This window comes from Nocardioides sp. Z38_18 (assembly GCF_058215695.1).
This window is the reverse complement of record NZ_JBZAJE010000001.1, coordinates 512,369-527,799: the sequence shown is the minus strand read 5'-3', so window position 1 is coordinate 527,799 and position 15,431 is coordinate 512,369. Positions and strand designations below refer to the sequence as shown.

At 72.3% G+C, this 15,431-nt stretch carries 13 protein-coding genes; 7 read left to right on the top strand and 6 right to left on the bottom strand.

Annotated features, from left to right (window positions below; translation table 11 throughout):
• Positions 1 to 14: 14 nt before the first annotated feature.
• Entirely contained in the window at positions 15 to 773 is a 759-nt protein-coding gene (locus AC4BGC_RS02565; RefSeq protein ID WP_490554168.1) for a 3-hydroxybutyrate dehydrogenase, read from the bottom strand.
• Positions 774 to 897: 124 nt separating this feature from the next.
• Here AC4BGC_RS02565 and AC4BGC_RS02560 point away from each other — a divergent pair, with 124 nt between their 5' ends.
• From AC4BGC_RS02560 to serA, 5 genes are all read left to right on the top strand, one after another.
• A complete protein-coding gene (locus AC4BGC_RS02560) occupies positions 898 to 3,069 on the top strand; it encodes a helicase-associated domain-containing protein (RefSeq protein WP_490554167.1) in 2,172 nt (723 codons plus the stop codon).
• A 56-nt stretch (positions 3,070 to 3,125) separates the two neighbouring features.
• Positions 3,126 to 4,094, top strand: coding sequence for a lytic transglycosylase domain-containing protein (locus tag AC4BGC_RS02555; RefSeq protein WP_490554165.1), 969 nt, complete (start codon positions 3,126 to 3,128; stop codon positions 4,092 to 4,094).
• A gap of 100 nt (positions 4,095 to 4,194) precedes the next feature.
• Entirely contained in the window at positions 4,195 to 4,701 is a 507-nt protein-coding gene (locus AC4BGC_RS02550; RefSeq protein WP_490554164.1) for a TY-Chap domain-containing protein, read from the top strand.
• Positions 4,702 to 4,801: 100 nt separating this feature from the next.
• Positions 4,802 to 6,451 carry a DNA repair helicase XPB gene (locus AC4BGC_RS02545; RefSeq protein WP_490546301.1) on the top strand — a complete coding sequence of 550 codons (1,650 nt, stop codon included), beginning with the start codon at positions 4,802 to 4,804 and terminating at the stop codon, positions 6,449 to 6,451.
• 26 nt (positions 6,452 to 6,477) lie between these two features.
• On the top strand, positions 6,478 to 7,686 hold the full coding sequence (serA, locus tag AC4BGC_RS02540; RefSeq protein ID WP_490546302.1) for a phosphoglycerate dehydrogenase: 1,209 nt from the start codon (positions 6,478 to 6,480) through the stop codon (positions 7,684 to 7,686).
• A gap of 10 nt (positions 7,687 to 7,696) precedes the next feature.
• On the opposite strand, the gene AC4BGC_RS02535 is transcribed toward serA, so the two are convergent.
• Together AC4BGC_RS02535 and AC4BGC_RS02530 are read right to left on the bottom strand one after the other, a co-directional pair.
• Entirely contained in the window at positions 7,697 to 9,322 is a 1,626-nt protein-coding gene (locus AC4BGC_RS02535) for an alpha/beta hydrolase (RefSeq protein ID WP_490554162.1), read from the bottom strand.
• 97 nt (positions 9,323 to 9,419) lie between these two features.
• Positions 9,420 to 10,175 (bottom strand): copper homeostasis protein CutC, encoded by a 756-nt coding sequence (locus tag AC4BGC_RS02530; protein ID WP_490554161.1) that lies wholly within the window; start codon positions 10,173 to 10,175, stop codon positions 9,420 to 9,422.
• Here AC4BGC_RS02530 and AC4BGC_RS02525 point away from each other — a divergent pair.
• A complete protein-coding gene (locus tag AC4BGC_RS02525) occupies positions 10,168 to 10,521 on the top strand; it encodes a DUF8819 family protein (protein WP_490546305.1) in 354 nt (117 codons plus the stop codon). The two genes, AC4BGC_RS02530 and AC4BGC_RS02525, sit on opposite strands and share 8 nt — an antisense overlap.
• Before the next feature lie 19 nt (positions 10,522 to 10,540).
• Positions 10,541 to 11,182 carry a maleylpyruvate isomerase family mycothiol-dependent enzyme gene (locus tag AC4BGC_RS02520; RefSeq protein WP_490546306.1) on the top strand — a complete coding sequence of 214 codons (642 nt, stop codon included), beginning with the start codon at positions 10,541 to 10,543 and terminating at the stop codon, positions 11,180 to 11,182.
• A gap of 9 nt (positions 11,183 to 11,191) precedes the next feature.
• Here AC4BGC_RS02520 and AC4BGC_RS02515 read toward each other — a convergent pair whose 3' ends face one another.
• The 3 genes from AC4BGC_RS02515 to AC4BGC_RS02505 form a co-directional block, all read right to left on the bottom strand.
• Complete coding sequence (locus AC4BGC_RS02515; RefSeq protein ID WP_490546307.1) at positions 11,192 to 11,929, bottom strand: GntR family transcriptional regulator; 738 nt, start codon at positions 11,927 to 11,929, stop codon at positions 11,192 to 11,194.
• A gap of 116 nt (positions 11,930 to 12,045) precedes the next feature.
• Positions 12,046 to 14,586 (bottom strand): ABC transporter permease, encoded by a 2,541-nt coding sequence (locus AC4BGC_RS02510; protein ID WP_490554160.1) that lies wholly within the window; start codon positions 14,584 to 14,586, stop codon positions 12,046 to 12,048.
• Positions 14,586 to 15,359 (bottom strand): ABC transporter ATP-binding protein, encoded by a 774-nt coding sequence (locus AC4BGC_RS02505; RefSeq protein ID WP_490546309.1) that lies wholly within the window; start codon positions 15,357 to 15,359, stop codon positions 14,586 to 14,588. The genes AC4BGC_RS02510 and AC4BGC_RS02505 overlap by 1 nt, the downstream gene beginning before the upstream one ends.
• Between the last annotated feature and the right edge of the window lie 72 nt (positions 15,360 to 15,431).

Sequence of the window (15,431 nt, the reverse complement as noted above, 5' to 3'; positions counted from 1 at the left end):
GGCGGGTGGTTCGGTCAGGCGGCTGTCCAGCCGCCGTCGAGCAGGTAGGAGGACCCGTTGATCGAGGCGGTGCCGGGTCCGCACAGGAACGCGACCACCGCGGCGACCTCGTCGGGCTCGACGAGCCGCTTGACCGGCGTACGCGCGAGCAGGACCTGGTCGAGCACCTCGTCCTCGGCGATGCCGTGGCTGCGTGCCTGGTCGGCGATCTGCCCCTCGACCAGCGGAGTGCGCACGTAGCCGGGGCACACGGTGTTGCTGGTGACCCCCTTCTGGGCCCCCTCGAGCGCGATCACCTTGGACAAGCCCTCGAGCCCGTGCTTGGCGCTGACGTAGGCGGACTTGTACGGCGAGGCACGGAGGCCGTGCACGGAGGAGAGGTGCACGATCCGGCCCCAGCCGGCGGCGTACATCCCCGGCAGCAGCGCGCGGGTCAGCAGGAACGGCGCGTGCAGCATCACCCGGTGGATCTGGGCGAACCGCTCGGGGTCGAACTCCTCGATCGGCGCGACGTGCTGGATGCCGGCGTTGTTGACCAGGATGTCGATGCCGCGGTCACCGAGCCCGAGGCCCTCGATCGAGCCGGCGTCGGCGAGGTCGGCGACGAGGTGCTCTCCGCCGACTTCGGCCGCCACCTGCTTGACCCCGTCCTCGTCCCGATCGAGGAGGAGGACGTGGGCACCGTCGGCGGCGAGGCGGCCGGCGACGGCGCGGCCGATGCCACTGGCGGCCCCGGTGACCAGCGCGGTGTGTTCTCCGAGAGTGCTGTCCATGGATCAGGACGCTACGTGACGAAGATCACTCCCGCTACCGCTCAGCCACCCCGGATTCACTTGCGGCGCCGTCGGGGTCTGCGAACTCTCGCCCCGCACCGGGCGCCACCGTAGGATCGGACGGATGCCCACCCCCGCCCCGCGCACCCTCGCCGACCAGTTCCGCAGCTGGCCGGACGCGAAGCTGGCCGCGCTGCTGGAGGCCCGTCCCGACCTGGCCACCCCCGCACCGCACGACTCCGCGCAGCTCGCCGCGCGAGTGGTGGTCAAGGCCTCGGTGCTGCGGGCGCTCGACGGCCTGGACGCGCTCGAGCTCACCGTGCTCCAGGCGATCGTCCAGGAGGACGACCCCGCCGGCCTGCCGGCCCGTCCGGCGGCCATAGCGGAGGCGATCGAGCGGCTGGAGCAGCTCGCGCTCGTCTGGGGGTCGCCGCCCAGGCCGGTCCTGGTCGTCGGCGACCTGCTCCGGCTCCCGGCCGGCCCGCCTGCCGAGGAGGCGGCCCACCTGCTCGAGGCCGCCGCACCACCGGCCCGGGCGATCCTGGACCACCTGGACGAGAACGGCGTCGACGGCAGGTGGAGCGGCGGTGCCGGCCCGACCGCCGATCTCGTCGCCGCCGGCCTGCTCGCCCGCACCGACGAGCGCCACGTCACGGTGCCGTGGTCGGTCCGGCTGGCGCTGCGGGTCGCGAGCGGCCGGCCGCTGGACGAGCCACCCGGGCTGGCCACCTCCGGGCGCGACCAGTCGATGATCGACCGGGCTGCCGCCGGCGCCGCCTTCGAGCTGGTACGCCGCGTCGAGCTCCTCCTCGACCGCTGGGGCACCCACCCCCCGGCGGCGCTGAAGGCCGGCGGTCTCGGCGTACGCGAGCTGCGCGCGGCGGCCACCCTGCTCCACATCGAGGTCGGCGTGGCAGCGCTGGTGATCGAGACGGCGGCGGCCGCCGGGCTGCTGGACCAGGGCTTGGGTCCTTCGATGAGCGGTGAGAACGACGCGGCCTGGTTGCCCACCGAGGCGTTCGACGCCTGGCAGCTCGGGTCGAGCGCCGAGCGCTGGGTGGTGCTGGCCCGCGCCTGGATGACCAACCCCCGACTCGTCTCCGCGGTCGGTGGCCGCGTGGCCGACAAGCCGGTGAACGCACTCTCCCCCGACCTCGCCCGGACCTGGCAGGTTGGGCTGCGCGCCGACGTGCTCGAGGAGCTCGGCGGCCTGGACGAGGGCCAGGTGCTCGCGAGCGGTACCGGTGTCCCCTCGCTGATCGACCGGATGCGCTGGCGCCGTCCGCGCCGCCCGGCGATGCGGCTCAACCAGGTCGCGCCCACGCTCGAGGAGGCGGCGCTGCTCGGGATCACCGGGCTGGACGGCTACTCCACCTTCGGTCGCGAGCTGGTCGCGGGCAACGACCCCACCAAGGTGCTCGACGACCTGCTCCCGGCCCCCGTGGACCAGGTGCTGCTCCAGGCCGACCTCACGGCGATCGCCCCGGGACCGCTGGAGCAGGAGCTCGCGCGAAAGCTGGCGCTGGTCGCCGACGTGGAGTCGCGCGGCGGGGCGACGGTCTACCGGTTCGCCGCGTCGTCGGTCCGGCGGGCCTTCGACGCCGGCTGGTCGGCCGCCGAGGTGCACGAGTTCGTCGCCGAGACCTCGCGCACGCCGGTCCCGCAGTCGCTGACCTACCTCATCGACGACGTCTCTCGCCGCTTCGGCACCTTGCGGGCGGGACATGCGGAGTCGTTCCTGCGCAGTGACGACGAGACCGCGCTGACCGAGCTGCTGCACGCGGCGGGCGCCGAGTCGCTGCGCCTGCGCCGGATCGCGCCGACGGTGGTGATCTCCGACGTACCCCTGGGCACCCTGCTCCCCCGGATCCGCGAGCTCGGGCTGGCGCCGGTCGTGGAGGCCGCCGACGGCACCGTCCGGGTCGCGCGGCCCGACGTCTTCCGCGCACGGTCCCCGCGCCGCAAGCCGACCGCTCCCCCGCGGGTGCGGGCCGTCGCGCACACCACGGCCGTGGTGGCAGCGGTGCGCGCCGGGGACCGGGCCGCCGCCTCCCGGCCGACCCGCGGAGCCAGCGCCTCCAGCCCGACCGACGTGATCGCGATGCTGCGCCAGGCTGCCGAGTCCCGCGAGCAGCTGCTGATCGGCTACGTCGGCAACGACGGCACCGTCGCCGAGCGGATGGTCAGCCCCGAGCGCGTCGAGGGCGGTCGCCTCACGGCGTACGACGAGCGCAGCGACTCCTCCCGCACCTTCGCCATCCACCGGATCACCGCGGTGTCCAAGCCCGTGTCCTGAGCGCCCGCTGCGCGGATCGCTGCGCCGGGTCTTGACTGGTCAGTGACGCTGGTGGGGTGTCGCGTCCCCGATGCCTGATCTCGCTGTTGCTCTGCCTCGTCCTGACCGGCTGCTCCGGCACCGGTGACCAGAGGGAGCCCGACAGCGCCGAACAGGGATCCCCTACACCCGGACCCGCGAAGACCGAGCTGCCGGAACCGCTGGCGCAGGCTTTGTCGGGCCGCCCACCGGTCTCCACCTCGCCGAGACAGCTGGTCGCACACGTCATGGCCGCAGAGGGGGCGATCGACCAGCCGTCCACACCGCCCCATGTGCTCGCGGCGGCCGGCCACCTGCAGCAGGTGGCCTACCGGACGCTAGCCAGCCGGCCGCAGTGGGACGCGAAGGTCCGCCGCGCCCTGCCACCCGGGCTGGTCCGGGTGGTCGCCGACAACGTCGCCTCGCGTCGGGCGTTCCGGTCGATGCACCCCACCGCACGGGCCAACCTCCACACGGACCTGCCTGCCTGGCGGATCGTCCCGGCAGCCCCAGCCGCCGAGCTCCTCGGCCACTACCGCGCCGCGGAGAAGCGGTTCGGCGTCGACTGGGCCTACCTGGCGTCGATCAACCTCGTGGAGACCAGCATGGGCCGGATCCGGGGCACCTCGGTGGCCGGCGCCCAGGGACCGATGCAGTTCCTGCCCACGACGTGGGACATCTACGGTCGCGGCGACATCAACTCCGTGCGCGACTCGATTCTGGCGGCGGCCCGCTTCCTGCGCGCCCACGGGTTCAACGAACCGGGCGGCCGGCCGGGCGCCCTGTATCGCTACAACAACTCCAACGCCTACGTGCGAGGGGTTTCCCTCGTGGCCAGGCAGATCCAGCAGCGCCCCCGCGCCTTCCACGGCTACTACCACTGGAAGGTCTACTACCTCACTCGCCAGGGCAGCGTGCTGCTTCCGGAGGGGTTCTCCTCCACCCGCCGCATCCCGGTGCGCACGTGGCTGGCGCAGAACCCGGACTCGCGCCCCACCGACCCGTGAGCTCGGAAGCCCGGGCTCAAACCATGGCCTGAGACGGCGGGTGCTCAGGCACTGGACCACGGGGGGCATCCACCCCTGCCTCCGACGTATGTTTGACCGCATGCCTTATGCAGACTGGGCGTCGGTCACGCGTGCCCTCGACACCACGCTGGAGCGCCTCACCGACGGGGAGTTCCTCATCCTCGGCGAGCCGGTCTCCCTGCGCAGACCCAGCCGCGGCCAGTTCCCACTGCCCCACCGCGAAGCCAGCACCCGCTACGTGCAGGTCCTCCGAATCGGCGAGGTCCTCTCGGCCGAGTGCGTGGGCGCCACCTCGATGGGCGGCACCTGGACCATGCCCCAGCACACGATCGAGCAGCTCCGCGGCCTCGGCTGGCTCACCCCGGCGGAGTGCCTGGTCGAGTTCGGCACCGTGACCCCCAACTTCGGCCAGTACGTCGACGTGGAGACCGCAGGCGCCCTCCCCGACGTACTCGCCGCCAGCCTGGCCGTCCTCGGCGCCCGCCCCGAGTCCCTGGTCCTGGAGCACGCCGGCGGGCTCGCCCGGCAGCCGATGGTCCCCTCCCAGGAGCGTCGGCGGCCGCTGGGCGAGCGCCCCTGGGCCTAGGGTCCCCGCCTGCGCTCGCCTCGAACCGCCGCCGAGGACAACCGCGCCCAGCGGCCCGAATGGTGCTGCCGCGAGGACCGGTCCGTAGACTCGGCCTCCTATGAGCGACGGCCCCCTGATCGTCCAGTCCGACAAGACCCTGCTGCTGGAGATCGACCACGAGCAGGCCGACGCCTGCCGCAAGGCGATCGCTCCGTTCGCCGAGCTCGAGCGCAGTCCGGAGCACATCCACACCTACCGGCTCACGCCGCTCGGCCTCTGGAACGCGCGGGCCGCCGGGCACGACGCGGAGCAGGTCGTCAACGTGTTGCTGACCTTCAGCCGGTACGCCGTCCCGCACGCGCTGCTGGTCGACGTGGCCGAGACGATGGCGCGCTACGGAAGGCTCCGGCTCGACAAGGACCCCGTGCACGGCCTCGTCCTGAGCAGCGTCGACCGCGCGGTCTTCGAGGAGGTCGTCCGCTCCAAGAAGATCGCCGGGATGCTCGGTGAGCGCCTCGACAACCTGCCGGGCCAGGAGGGCAGCGTCGCGGTCCACCCGAGCCAGCGCGGCAACCTCAAGCAGGCGCTGCTCAAGCTCGGCTGGCCGGCCGAGGACTTCGCCGGGTACGTCGACGGCGAGGCCCACCCGATCGCGCTCGACGAGTCCGGGTGGACGCTGCGCCCCTACCAGCGCGAGGCGGCCGAGTCGTTCTGGCACGGCGGCTCCGGGGTCGTCGTACTCCCCTGTGGCGCCGGCAAGACGCTCGTCGGAGCCGCTGCGATGGCCGAGGCGCAGGCCACCACCCTGATCCTGGTGACCAACACGGTCAGCGCGCGGCAGTGGAAGGCCGAGCTGGTCAAGCGCACCAGCCTCACCGAGGACGAGATCGGGGAGTACAGCGGCGCGAAGAAGGAGATCAAGCCGGTCACCATCGCGACGTACCAGGTCCTCACGATGCGCCGTAAGGGCGTCTACCCCCACCTCGAGCTCCTCGACGCCAAGGACTGGGGCCTGATCGTGTACGACGAGGTCCACCTGCTCCCGGCTCCCATCTTCCGGATGACCGCCGACCTCCAGGCGCGCCGGCGGATCGGGCTGACCGCCACCCTGGTGCGCGAGGACGGCCGCGAGGGCGACGTGTTCAGCCTGATCGGCCCCAAGCGGTACGACGCGCCCTGGAAGGACATCGAGAGCCAGGGCTGGATCGCGCCCGCCGACTGCGTCGAGGTGCGGGTGACCCTGCCCGAGGGCGAGCGGATCGCCTACGCCACCGCCGAGCCCGAGGAGCGCTACCGGCTGGCCAGCTGCACCCACGCCAAGGTGCTGATCGCCGAGCAGTTGGTCAAGAAGCACCAGGGCGAGCCCACCCTGGTGATCGGGCAGTACCTCGAGCAGCTCGACGAGCTCGCCGAGCACCTCGACGCCCCGGTGATCAAGGGTGAGACCAGCGTGAAGGAGCGCGAGCGGCTCTACGCCGAGTTCCGCTCCGGCGAGATCGACCTGCTGGTGGTCTCCAAGGTGGCCAACTTCTCCATCGACCTGCCCGAGGCTGCGGTGGCCATCCAGGTCAGTGGCTCCTTCGGCTCCCGGCAGGAGGAGGCCCAGCGGCTGGGCCGGTTGCTGCGGCCGAAGGCCGACCAGCGGACCGCCCGGTTCTACACGATCGTCAGCCGCGACACGGTGGACGCCGACTTCGCCCAGAACCGGCAGCGGTTCCTGGCCGAGCAGGGCTACGCCTACCGGATCGTGGATGCGGACGACCTGTGAGAAATCCGCCCTCGTAGGCTGGCGGGGTGAGCAAGCACCAGGTCCTCCTCCTCGAGAACATCCACCCCGCCGCGACCGAGGTCTTCGAGCGCAACGGGCTCGTCGTACACACACGCCCGGGATCGCTGGGTGAGGACGAGCTGATCGAGGCGCTCCAGGGCATGTCGATGGTGGGGATCCGGTCGAACACCAAGGTCACCGAGAAGGTCCTCGCCAGCGCCCCGGACCTGCTCGCGGTGGGCGCCTTCTGCATCGGCACCAACCAGATCGACCTCACCGCCGCCGCCCAGCGCGGCGTCGCGGCGTTCAACGCGCCGTACTCCAACACCCGCAGCGTGGTCGAGCTGGTGATCGGCGAGATCATCGCGCTGGCTCGCCGGCTGACCGAGAAGACCCAGCGGATGCACGACGGCATCTGGGACAAGTCGGCCGAGGGCAGCCACGAGGTCCGCGGGCGCACGCTGGGCATCGTCGGCTACGGCAACATCGGCACCCAGCTCTCCAACCTCGCCGAGGCCCTCGGGTTCCGGGTGATCTTCTTCGACAAGGCCGACCGGCTGGCCCACGGCAACGCCCGCCGGGTGAACACGCTCGAGGAGCTGCTCGAGCAGGCCGACGTGGTCAGCCTCCACGTGGACGGCCGCCCGGGCAACGCCGGCTTCTTCGGCGCCGCCCAGTTCGCCCGGATGAAGCCGCGGTCGCTGTTCATCAACGCCGCCCGCGGGATGGTCGTGGACGACGTCGCCCTGCGCGAGCACATCCTGTCCGGGCACATCGCCGGCGCCGCCCTCGACGTCTTCCCGATCGAGCCCAAGGCCCAGGGAGAGCCGTTCGAGTCGGTGCTGCGCGGCCTGCCCAACGTGATCCTCACCCCCCACGTCGGCGGGTCCACCCAGGAGGCGCAGGAGGAGATCGGCTACTTCGTCTCGGGCAAGCTCACCCGGTTCCTCACCGCCGGGAGCACCGAGCTGTCGGTGAACCTCCCCGAGGTGGCCGCCCCGGCGCTGGAGAGCGGTTCCAGGATCGCGCTGCTGCACCACAACGTCCCGGGTGTGCTCGCCTCGGTCAACCAGGTCCTTGCCGACCAGGACGCCAACGTGACCGCGCAGTACCTCTCCACCCGGGGAGAGCAGGGGTACGTCGTCACCGACGTGACCACCCAGCTGGCGGCCGACGCCCTCGAGGGACTGCGGACGGCCGACCACACGATCTGGCTGCGGACCTACTCGGCCTGATCGGCGCCGCTCAGCGCAGTGAGTGGCGCTGCGCGGCCACCATGTCGGCCCGCAGCGACGCGGGCAGCCGGTCGGCGGGTCGTGCTGCCCCCGGGCGCCAGGTGGTGAACGCCTCCGAGGGGGGCGGCAGCCGTGGGCAGGCCCGGTCCGACCGCGTGCCGGGCAGCCTGGTCGGGGTCACCCCGGTGCGCAGGTAGCTCGCCACCGCGTTGTCCACGCACGTCACCCCGGACAGCGAGCTCGCGTGCGTGGTTCCACCCACGCCTGCGACCAGTGACGCCGAGGGGAACAGCCGTCGTACCGCGAGGGCACCGGAGTACGGCGTGGCCGCGTCCCGGGTCTCGCTGATGAGCAGGATCTTCGCCCGCACAGCCTTGCCGGAGACGGGCGGGCGGGACCGCTGGGGAGCCCGCCAGGTCAGGCAGGGCGCGTTGTACCAGGTGTTGCTCCAGGTCAGGAACGGCGCTCGGCGGTGCAGCACCCGTGCGTCGGAGAACGTGCGCGCCGCCGTCGGCCAGGGGGCGTCGGTGCACTCGGTCGCGTTGTAGACGGCGTACCCGTTGTCGTCGCCCATCTGGGCGACCCGGTAGCGGGCCAGGATCCCCTCGCCCTTGCGCCGGCGGACCAGCGCCGAGTAGTCGAGCCCGAGGCCCTCCCAGTCCTGGACGTAGTAGCCGGCCGTCAGCATCGTGTCGGCCAGCTCCGCGGGCCCCAGCCGCCTGCCGGCAGCGGGCTTGCGGTCCAGGCGCCGCAGCGTCTTGTAGTAGCCGCGCTTGATCGCGCGCCAGCGCTTGCCGAGGTGGAAGAGCCGGGGACGCGACGCGAGGTAGCGCCAGTAGACGTCCATGTTGGCCTCGAACGCACGGTCCTGGTCGAGGTTCGCGGCGTACCAGGTGCGGGCGGGGTTCACCACGCCGTCGAGGACGAAGCGTCCGACCCGGCTCGGGTAGCGGGTCGCGTAGACCTGCCCGAGGTAGGTCCCGTAGGAGAAGCCGTAGTAGCTGATCTTCTCCGCACCGAGGGCCTGGCGGATCGCGTCCATGTCCTTGACCGTGTCCAGCGTCGTCAGGTGCGGCAGCAGGGCGCGCTTGGCTGCGGTGTTGGCGCACGCGGCCGCGTAGCCGCTCGACTTGCGCAGCCAGTAGCGGGTGATCCAGCGCTTCTTCGGCACGTAGTTGGGGCGGTCGTAGCCGAACTGGTTCCGCGAGCAGCGCAGCGCCGGGCTGCTGGCCCCCACTCCGCGGGGGTCGAACCCGATCCAGTCGTAGGTCGAACCGACCCCGCCGGGAACGAAGTCGCTCAGCGCCGGCAGCGTCAGGTCGGACCCGCCGGGTCCGCCGGGGTTGGTGAGCAGCACGCCGTTGTAGGTGCGGGAGGTGTGCACCTTGCGGGTCAGGGCGAGCCTGATCCTCGGCCCCGTGGGCCGGGCGTGGTCGAGCGGGACCGCGAGGCTGGCGCACTGCAGCTCGTAGTAGGACAGCTCGGGGTCGGCGCACGGCCGCCATGCCAGCGTCGGTGCGGGGGCCGCTGCCGTGACTGTTGTCGCGGCCGGGGCCTGGGCCTGGGAGCCGGCCGGGATGCTCACCAGCGTGACGCCCAGCGCCACCGCAGTGACGATCACCGACCAGCGCAGCACCGTGGTGGTTCCTTCCCGAGGACCGAGGGTCCGTCCGGTGGGGACCCACCAGCTCGCCAGTGCAGCATCCCGCCCGCCCGGGCCCCTGTCCACCCCCTCAGTCGTCGGTCGGGATCCCCAGGGCCCGGTAGAGGGCGTCGTCCAGAAGCATCCGCCACGAGCGGACCCGGTCGGCGTCGACGATCCCGCGGGTCCACGAGCCGCCGGCCCGGGCCGAGGACCCGATCGCGAAGCGGCGTACGCCGGCGCGCACCAGCCAGGGCACGACCTCCGGGGTGAGGGCACCTCCGACGGTGAGCAGCTCGGCCACCCGTGGGTCGCTGCTCGCCCTGGCGATCAGCTCGTCGGCTCCGTAGGCGAGCCCGCGTGTGGAGCCGGCGGAGATCACCGACTCCAGCCCCGGCAGCCCGATCACGTCGCGCCAGGCGCGGTCGGGGTCGAGGACCTCGTCGAACCCGTGGAACATCCACGGGACACCGCCCAGCTCAGCGCACAGCAGGGCGCAGGTCGGCCGGTCGACCTCCAGGTTGCGATCCAGGTAGCCGTAGGCGACGCCCCGGGCGCCGAGCTCGACGAAGGTGGTGCCCAGGGTCACCAGTCGCCCACCGGGCACGGGCACCGGCTCGCGCCGGTCGCGGAGCACCACCCACACCGGGAGGTCGGTCTCCTTGACGACCGCCGAGACCAGCGCCGGCTCCGGGGACCAGTGCCCGTCCTCGGGATCGGCGCTGAGCAGGAGCCGGTCGGCGCCGCCTGCGGCGGCTGCGTGGGCGTCGCGCGGATGCAGTACGACGACATCGAGCTGGGCACCATCGGTGGGGCCGGCCACTTGGTCGGGGTTCACAATGTTCATCGTGACATCCCATGAAGTCCTGATGACGGCGCGTGCCCTGGTGTTGCACGACCTCGAGGTCACAGGGGTCGCCGGCCCCGAGGCCGTCTCGGCGCTCGAGGCCGCCGTGGTGGACCGCTCCTGGTGGCTCGAGCAGTGGGCGGAGGGTCGCGACTACGTGGTCGGCCTGGTGGCCCAGGACGTGCAGGACGCCCTCCTGGAGACCAGGGGCCGGTGGCCGCTGTGCCAGGTCTGCGACGACGGGGACCCGCACGCCCTCTACGTCCAGCCGGACCTGGGCGGCCCCGACCCCGTCTGGGCGTGCGAGCAGGCCGGCGTCGTGGTGGCGCCCGTCGGGAGGCTCTGACGGCGCTACCCTGCCGCGCATGACCCGCGAGACCCCCGACTCCGACCTCTGGCCGGCGACCCACGCAGCACGCCGTGCCCTGGCCGCGGACTTGTCCGCACTCTCCGAGGCCCAGTGGCGGCAGCCGTCGCTGTGCGCCCAGTGGAGGGTGGAGCAGGTCGTGGCCCATCTCAGCGCGGCGGCCAGCGTCGGGCGGCTGCGCTGGCTGGCGAGCATCGCCGGAGCGGGCTTCCGTCCCGCGGTGCACAACGACCGGCGCCTGCGCGAGCACCTCGGCCACACCCCGGCGGAGACGCTGCGCCGCTTCGAGGCCGTCGCCGACTCGGTCACGGCCCCGACCGGGGACACGGCCGCCTACCTCGGCGAGGTGATCGTGCACAGCCAGGACATCAGGCAACCGCTGGGGATCGGCACCGAACCGGATCCGGCCGCGCTGCTGGCGGTCGCGGAGTTCTACTCCCGGCGCGACTTCACGGTGCCGAGCCGGACGCTGACGATCGGGCTGCGCCTGCGCGCGACCGACAGCGCCTTCGTCACGGGCGACGGTCCCGAGGTGGCCGGGCCGACCCTGGCGCTGGTGATGACGATGGCCGGACGGCGCGCGTACGCGGACGCGCTGGAAGGTCCGGGGGTGAGCGTCCTGCTCGACCGGCTCGGCTGAGCCGTTCGACTAGCGCAGGTGCTCTGGGCGCAGCACCGGCACCCACAGGGTGTAGCGGTCGGCGCGGTAGACGCTGCGGGTGACCTCCACGACGTTCTCCCGGCAGAACGCACGCCGGGAGATGTGCAGCACCGGCGAGCCGGGCTCGAGCTCGAGCAGCTCGGCCTCCTCGTCGGTCGCGATCCCCGCCAGCACGGAGTCCTCGCCCCAGGTGGGCATCAGGTCGCGCATCGCCAGCCAGAAGTACAGGCTTGCGGGCAGGGCCTCGTCGAGGAAGTTGGGGAACAGGTCGAGGGAGAGGTAGACGTGCTGGATGGCCATCGGCACCCCGTCGGCCAGCCGCAGGCGCTGCCAGTGGGCGATGGCGGCGCCCTCCTCGACCTCCAGCGCGCGGGCCACGCCCGGTCCGGCGCTCTCCCGGCGGGCGAGCAGCGTCTTGGACTCCGGCAGCTTGCCGCGTCGCTCCATCTCCTCGGTGTAGGCCGAGAGGCGCATCTGCATGTCGATGAGCGGCTTGGTCACGAAGGTGCCGCGGCCGGCGACCCGCTCGAGCAGCCCCTGGGCCACCAGCGCGTCGATCGCGTGCCGCACCGTCATCCGGGCGACCCCGAACTGCTCGGCCAGGTCACGCTCGGAGGGTGCCGGCGTACCGGGCTCGGCGCTCACGATGACCGAACGGACGTACTCGCGGACCAGCACATGCTTGCGCCCGCGCCTGCCTCCGCCTCGCGGCGAGTGCTCGTCCACCCGTGAGCTCCTTCTTCAGACTTACCCCGAACCTAGCGGGCCGGGGGGCACCTGGGGGCCGAAGTTCACAAGATTTCACACTGTGCCCCTCCTGGACAGGGGTCTGAGGCCCCCGCTCAGTCGGTGCCGATGGCCTGCAGCACGTCGAGCCGGGCTGCGCGGCGGGCCGGCAACCGGGCCGCGAGCAGCCCGATCAGCACCGACGCCAGCAGGTAGACGCCCAGGCTGAGCCACGGGACCTTGGTGACCTCCAGTCCCTCGTCGCGCAGGGAGGCCACCAGGGCGACGCCGAAGACCAGCCCCATCCCGATCCCCATCAGCGAGCCCAGTACGGCGATCGCCACCGACTCCAGACTGACCATCCGGCGCATCTGGCGGCGGTCGACCCCGATCGCCCGGAGCAGCCCGATCTCCCGGGTCCGCTCGATCACCGAGAGCCCCAGCGTGTTGACCACACCCAGGACCGCGATCACCAGGGCGAGTCCCAGCAGGGCGTAGATCATCAGCACCAGCCGGTCGATCGGGGCCCGCTGCTCCGCGGCGTACTCCCGCTGGTCCTTGACCGTGATGATCGGCAGGTCCTCGGTGTCCTTCTCCAGCGCCTGCTTCACCTTCGCCGAGCTGACTCCCGGGTCGAGCTTGAGCAGGAGGCTGGAGTCCTCGGGCTTGAACCCTCCGCCCTGCAGCGCCTCGAGGGTGGTGAGGTAGTTGGCGAAGTCGGCGTCGTGGATGCCGACCACGCGCAGCTTGGTGGGCCCGTTGGGGAACCGGAACGTGATCTCGTCCCCGACCTTGTAGCCCTCGTCCTCGGCCACGTTCTCGCTCACCAGCAGGGTGTTCCCGGTGAGGTCGTCGAGGGACCCGGCGCTGAGGTCCAGGCGCAGCACCTGGCCCACCGTGCGGGGGTCGGTCGCGCTGAGGTAGGTGCGGTCGCCGCCCTGCCGCTTGGCCGCTGCCTGGCGGACCTGGGTCACCGACGCGACCCCGGGCTCCTTCGCCGCCAGCTTGGCGATCTCGGGCGAGAAGCCCTGCCCGATGGCGTTGCTGATCACGATGTCGCCCTGGAAGGTGCGCTCGATGGTGCGGTCGATGCTCGCCTTGGCCGAGGAGCCGGCGATCGACATGGTGGTGACCAGGGTCAGGCCGATCATCAGCGCGGAGGCGGTGGCCGCCGTACGCCGCGGGTTGCGCAGGGAGTTCTGCCCGGCCAGGGTGCCGATGCTGCCGAAGACCCGGCGATAGGCACCCGCAGCCACCGAGAGCAACGGTCGCGAGGTCGCCGGGCTGGCCGCGGCCATCCCGAGCATCGCCAGCAGGGCGCCCGCGCCGACCCAGTAGCCCTGCTTGGGCACGTCGGCGAACAGGCCGGTCGCCCCGGCGCCCACACCGACGACCATCATCAGCGCGCCGACCAGCAGCCGGCGGCGCAGGGAGGACTCCGGCATCGCCACGTCGTCGCGCAGGGCCGCCACCGGCGGGATCCTGCTGGACCGCCTGGCCGGGAGGTACGCCGCGACCATGGTCACGACCAGACCCACGCCGTACGCCGCCAGCGGGGTGCGCCAGCCGATGACGAGGCTGGTGCCGGCCAGGTCCAGGCCGAAGCTCGCGAACAGCGCGCGGATGCCGATCGCCAGGAGCACCCCGAGGCCGAGGCCGAGGCTGCTGCCCACCAGTCCCACGACGAACGCCTCGAAGAGCACCGACCGGGTGACCTGCCTGCGCGAGGCCCCCAGGGCGCGGAACAGGGCCAGCTCCCGGCTGCGCTGGGCCACCAGCATCGAGAAGGTGTTCACGATCAGGAACGACCCGACCACCAGCGCGATCCCGGCGAAGACGAGCAGGAAGATCGTGATGAAGGAGATCGCCTGGAGCAGGTCGCTGGCCGACTGGTCCGCGGCCTTGTCGCCCGTGACCGCCTGGACCCCCTTGGGGAGCACCTTCGCGACCTCGTCGCGCAGCTCCTCCTGGGAGACGCCCGGCTTCGCGGTCACCCAGGCGTCGCTGTAGACGTCCTTGCCGCCGAGGAACAGGTCCTGGGCGGTCCTGGTGTCGAACATGCTCACGGTGGCCCCGTTGAGCGAGCCGCCCTCCGGGAAGTCGGCGATGCCGACCAGCCGGGGCTGGAGCAGCGCCCGGTCGCCCGAGCTGATCAGCCGCACCTTCTCGCCGAGGTCGAAGTTGGCCCGCCGTACGGTCGCGGCATCGATCGCCACCTCGTCCTTGCCGCGCGGCTCGCGCCCCTCGGTGACCTGGAGGCCCTCCACCCCGTTCGCCGCAGGCGCCGAGCTGGAGTTGATGGCCAGGCCGGGCGCGCCCTGGCCGCCGACCACCCGGTTGTTCTCGCCGATCACGAACACCCCGACGCCGGTCACGTTGCCGTCCGCCCGGGCGGCCCCGGGCACCTTGGCCAGCTTGGCGACCAGGTCGCCGGGGATGGTCAGCGTGGTCTGCGCGGAGCTGTTGGCGTCGGTCCCCACCGGGCGCACCACCACGTCGCCGACGGTGCTGTCGAAGATGGCGGTGAAGCTCTTGTTCAGCGTGTCGGTGAAGATCAGCGTCCCTCCGACGAACGCCACTCCCAGCACGATCGCGAAGGTGCTCATGATCAGCCGCAGCTTGCGGCCGAGCAGGCTCTTCCAGGCAGCGCGCAGCATCAACGACCCGCTTCGCGCGCGGCCATCTGCTCCAGCACCGCCTCGCGAGTGGGCTCGCGCAGCTCCCCGGCCAGGCGGCCGTCGGCCAGGAACACCACCCGGTCCGTGTACCCGGCTGCCACCGGGTCGTGGGTGACCATCACGATCGTCTGGCCGAACTCGGTGACCGAGCGCCGCAGCAGGGTCAACACCTCGGCCCCCGAGCGGGAGTCGAGGTTGCCGGTGGGCTCGTCGGCGAAGACGATCGCGGGGCGGCTCACCAGCGCCCGCGCCACGGCGACCCGCTGCTGCTGGCCGCCCGAGAGCTGGTTGGGCCGGTGGTCGAGCCGGTCGCGGAGCGAGACCGTGTCGATCACGGTGTCGTACCACTCGGCGTCCGGCTTGCGGCCCGCGATCGACAGCGGGAGCAGGATGTTCTCCTCCGCGGTCAGGGTGGGGACGAGGTTGAACGACTGGAACACGAACCCGATCCGGTCCCGGCGAAGCCGGGTCAACCGCTTGTCGTCGAGGCTGCCGATCTCGGTGTCCCCGACCAGGACCTGCCCCGAGGTGGGCGTGTCCAGCGCCGCGCAGCAGTGCATCAGCGTCGACTTGCCCGAGCCCGAAGGCCCCATCACGGCGGTGAACTCCCCCGCACCGATGTCCAGGGTGACCCCGTCCAGCGCCCGCACCTCGGCCATCCCGCTGCCGTAGACCTTGGTCAGGTCCACCACCCGTGCCGCCACCTCGGTGCCGTCGGGAACAGGGGCCGGCACGTTCTCCACCGTCGTCATGAGGACAACCCTCCCAGCCCCCCGGTGATCGCGCACTCCACAATCGCCGTCGACCGGGCACTCACGTCAACC

Excerpts from the sequence above, each read along its gene's own strand:
- AC4BGC_RS02565 (WP_490554168.1), bottom strand. The coding sequence starts at position 773 with ATGGACAGCACTCTCGGAGAACACACCGCGCTGGTCACCGGGGCCGCC.
- AC4BGC_RS02560 (WP_490554167.1), top strand. The coding sequence starts at position 898 with ATGCCCACCCCCGCCCCGCGCACCCTCGCCGACCAGTTCCGCAGCTGG.
- AC4BGC_RS02550 (WP_490554164.1), top strand. The coding sequence starts at position 4,195 with ATGCCTTATGCAGACTGGGCGTCGGTCACGCGTGCCCTCGACACCACG.
- AC4BGC_RS02545 (WP_490546301.1), top strand. The coding sequence starts at position 4,802 with ATGAGCGACGGCCCCCTGATCGTCCAGTCCGACAAGACCCTGCTGCTG.
- AC4BGC_RS02525 (WP_490546305.1), top strand. The coding sequence starts at position 10,168 with ATGTTCATCGTGACATCCCATGAAGTCCTGATGACGGCGCGTGCCCTG.
- AC4BGC_RS02530 (WP_490554161.1), bottom strand. The coding sequence starts at position 10,175 with ATGAACATTGTGAACCCCGACCAAGTGGCCGGCCCCACCGATGGTGCC.
- AC4BGC_RS02520 (WP_490546306.1), top strand. The coding sequence starts at position 10,541 with ATGACCCGCGAGACCCCCGACTCCGACCTCTGGCCGGCGACCCACGCA.
- AC4BGC_RS02510 (WP_490554160.1), bottom strand. The coding sequence starts at position 14,586 with ATGCTGCGCGCTGCCTGGAAGAGCCTGCTCGGCCGCAAGCTGCGGCTG.
- AC4BGC_RS02505 (WP_490546309.1), bottom strand. The coding sequence starts at position 15,359 with ATGACGACGGTGGAGAACGTGCCGGCCCCTGTTCCCGACGGCACCGAG.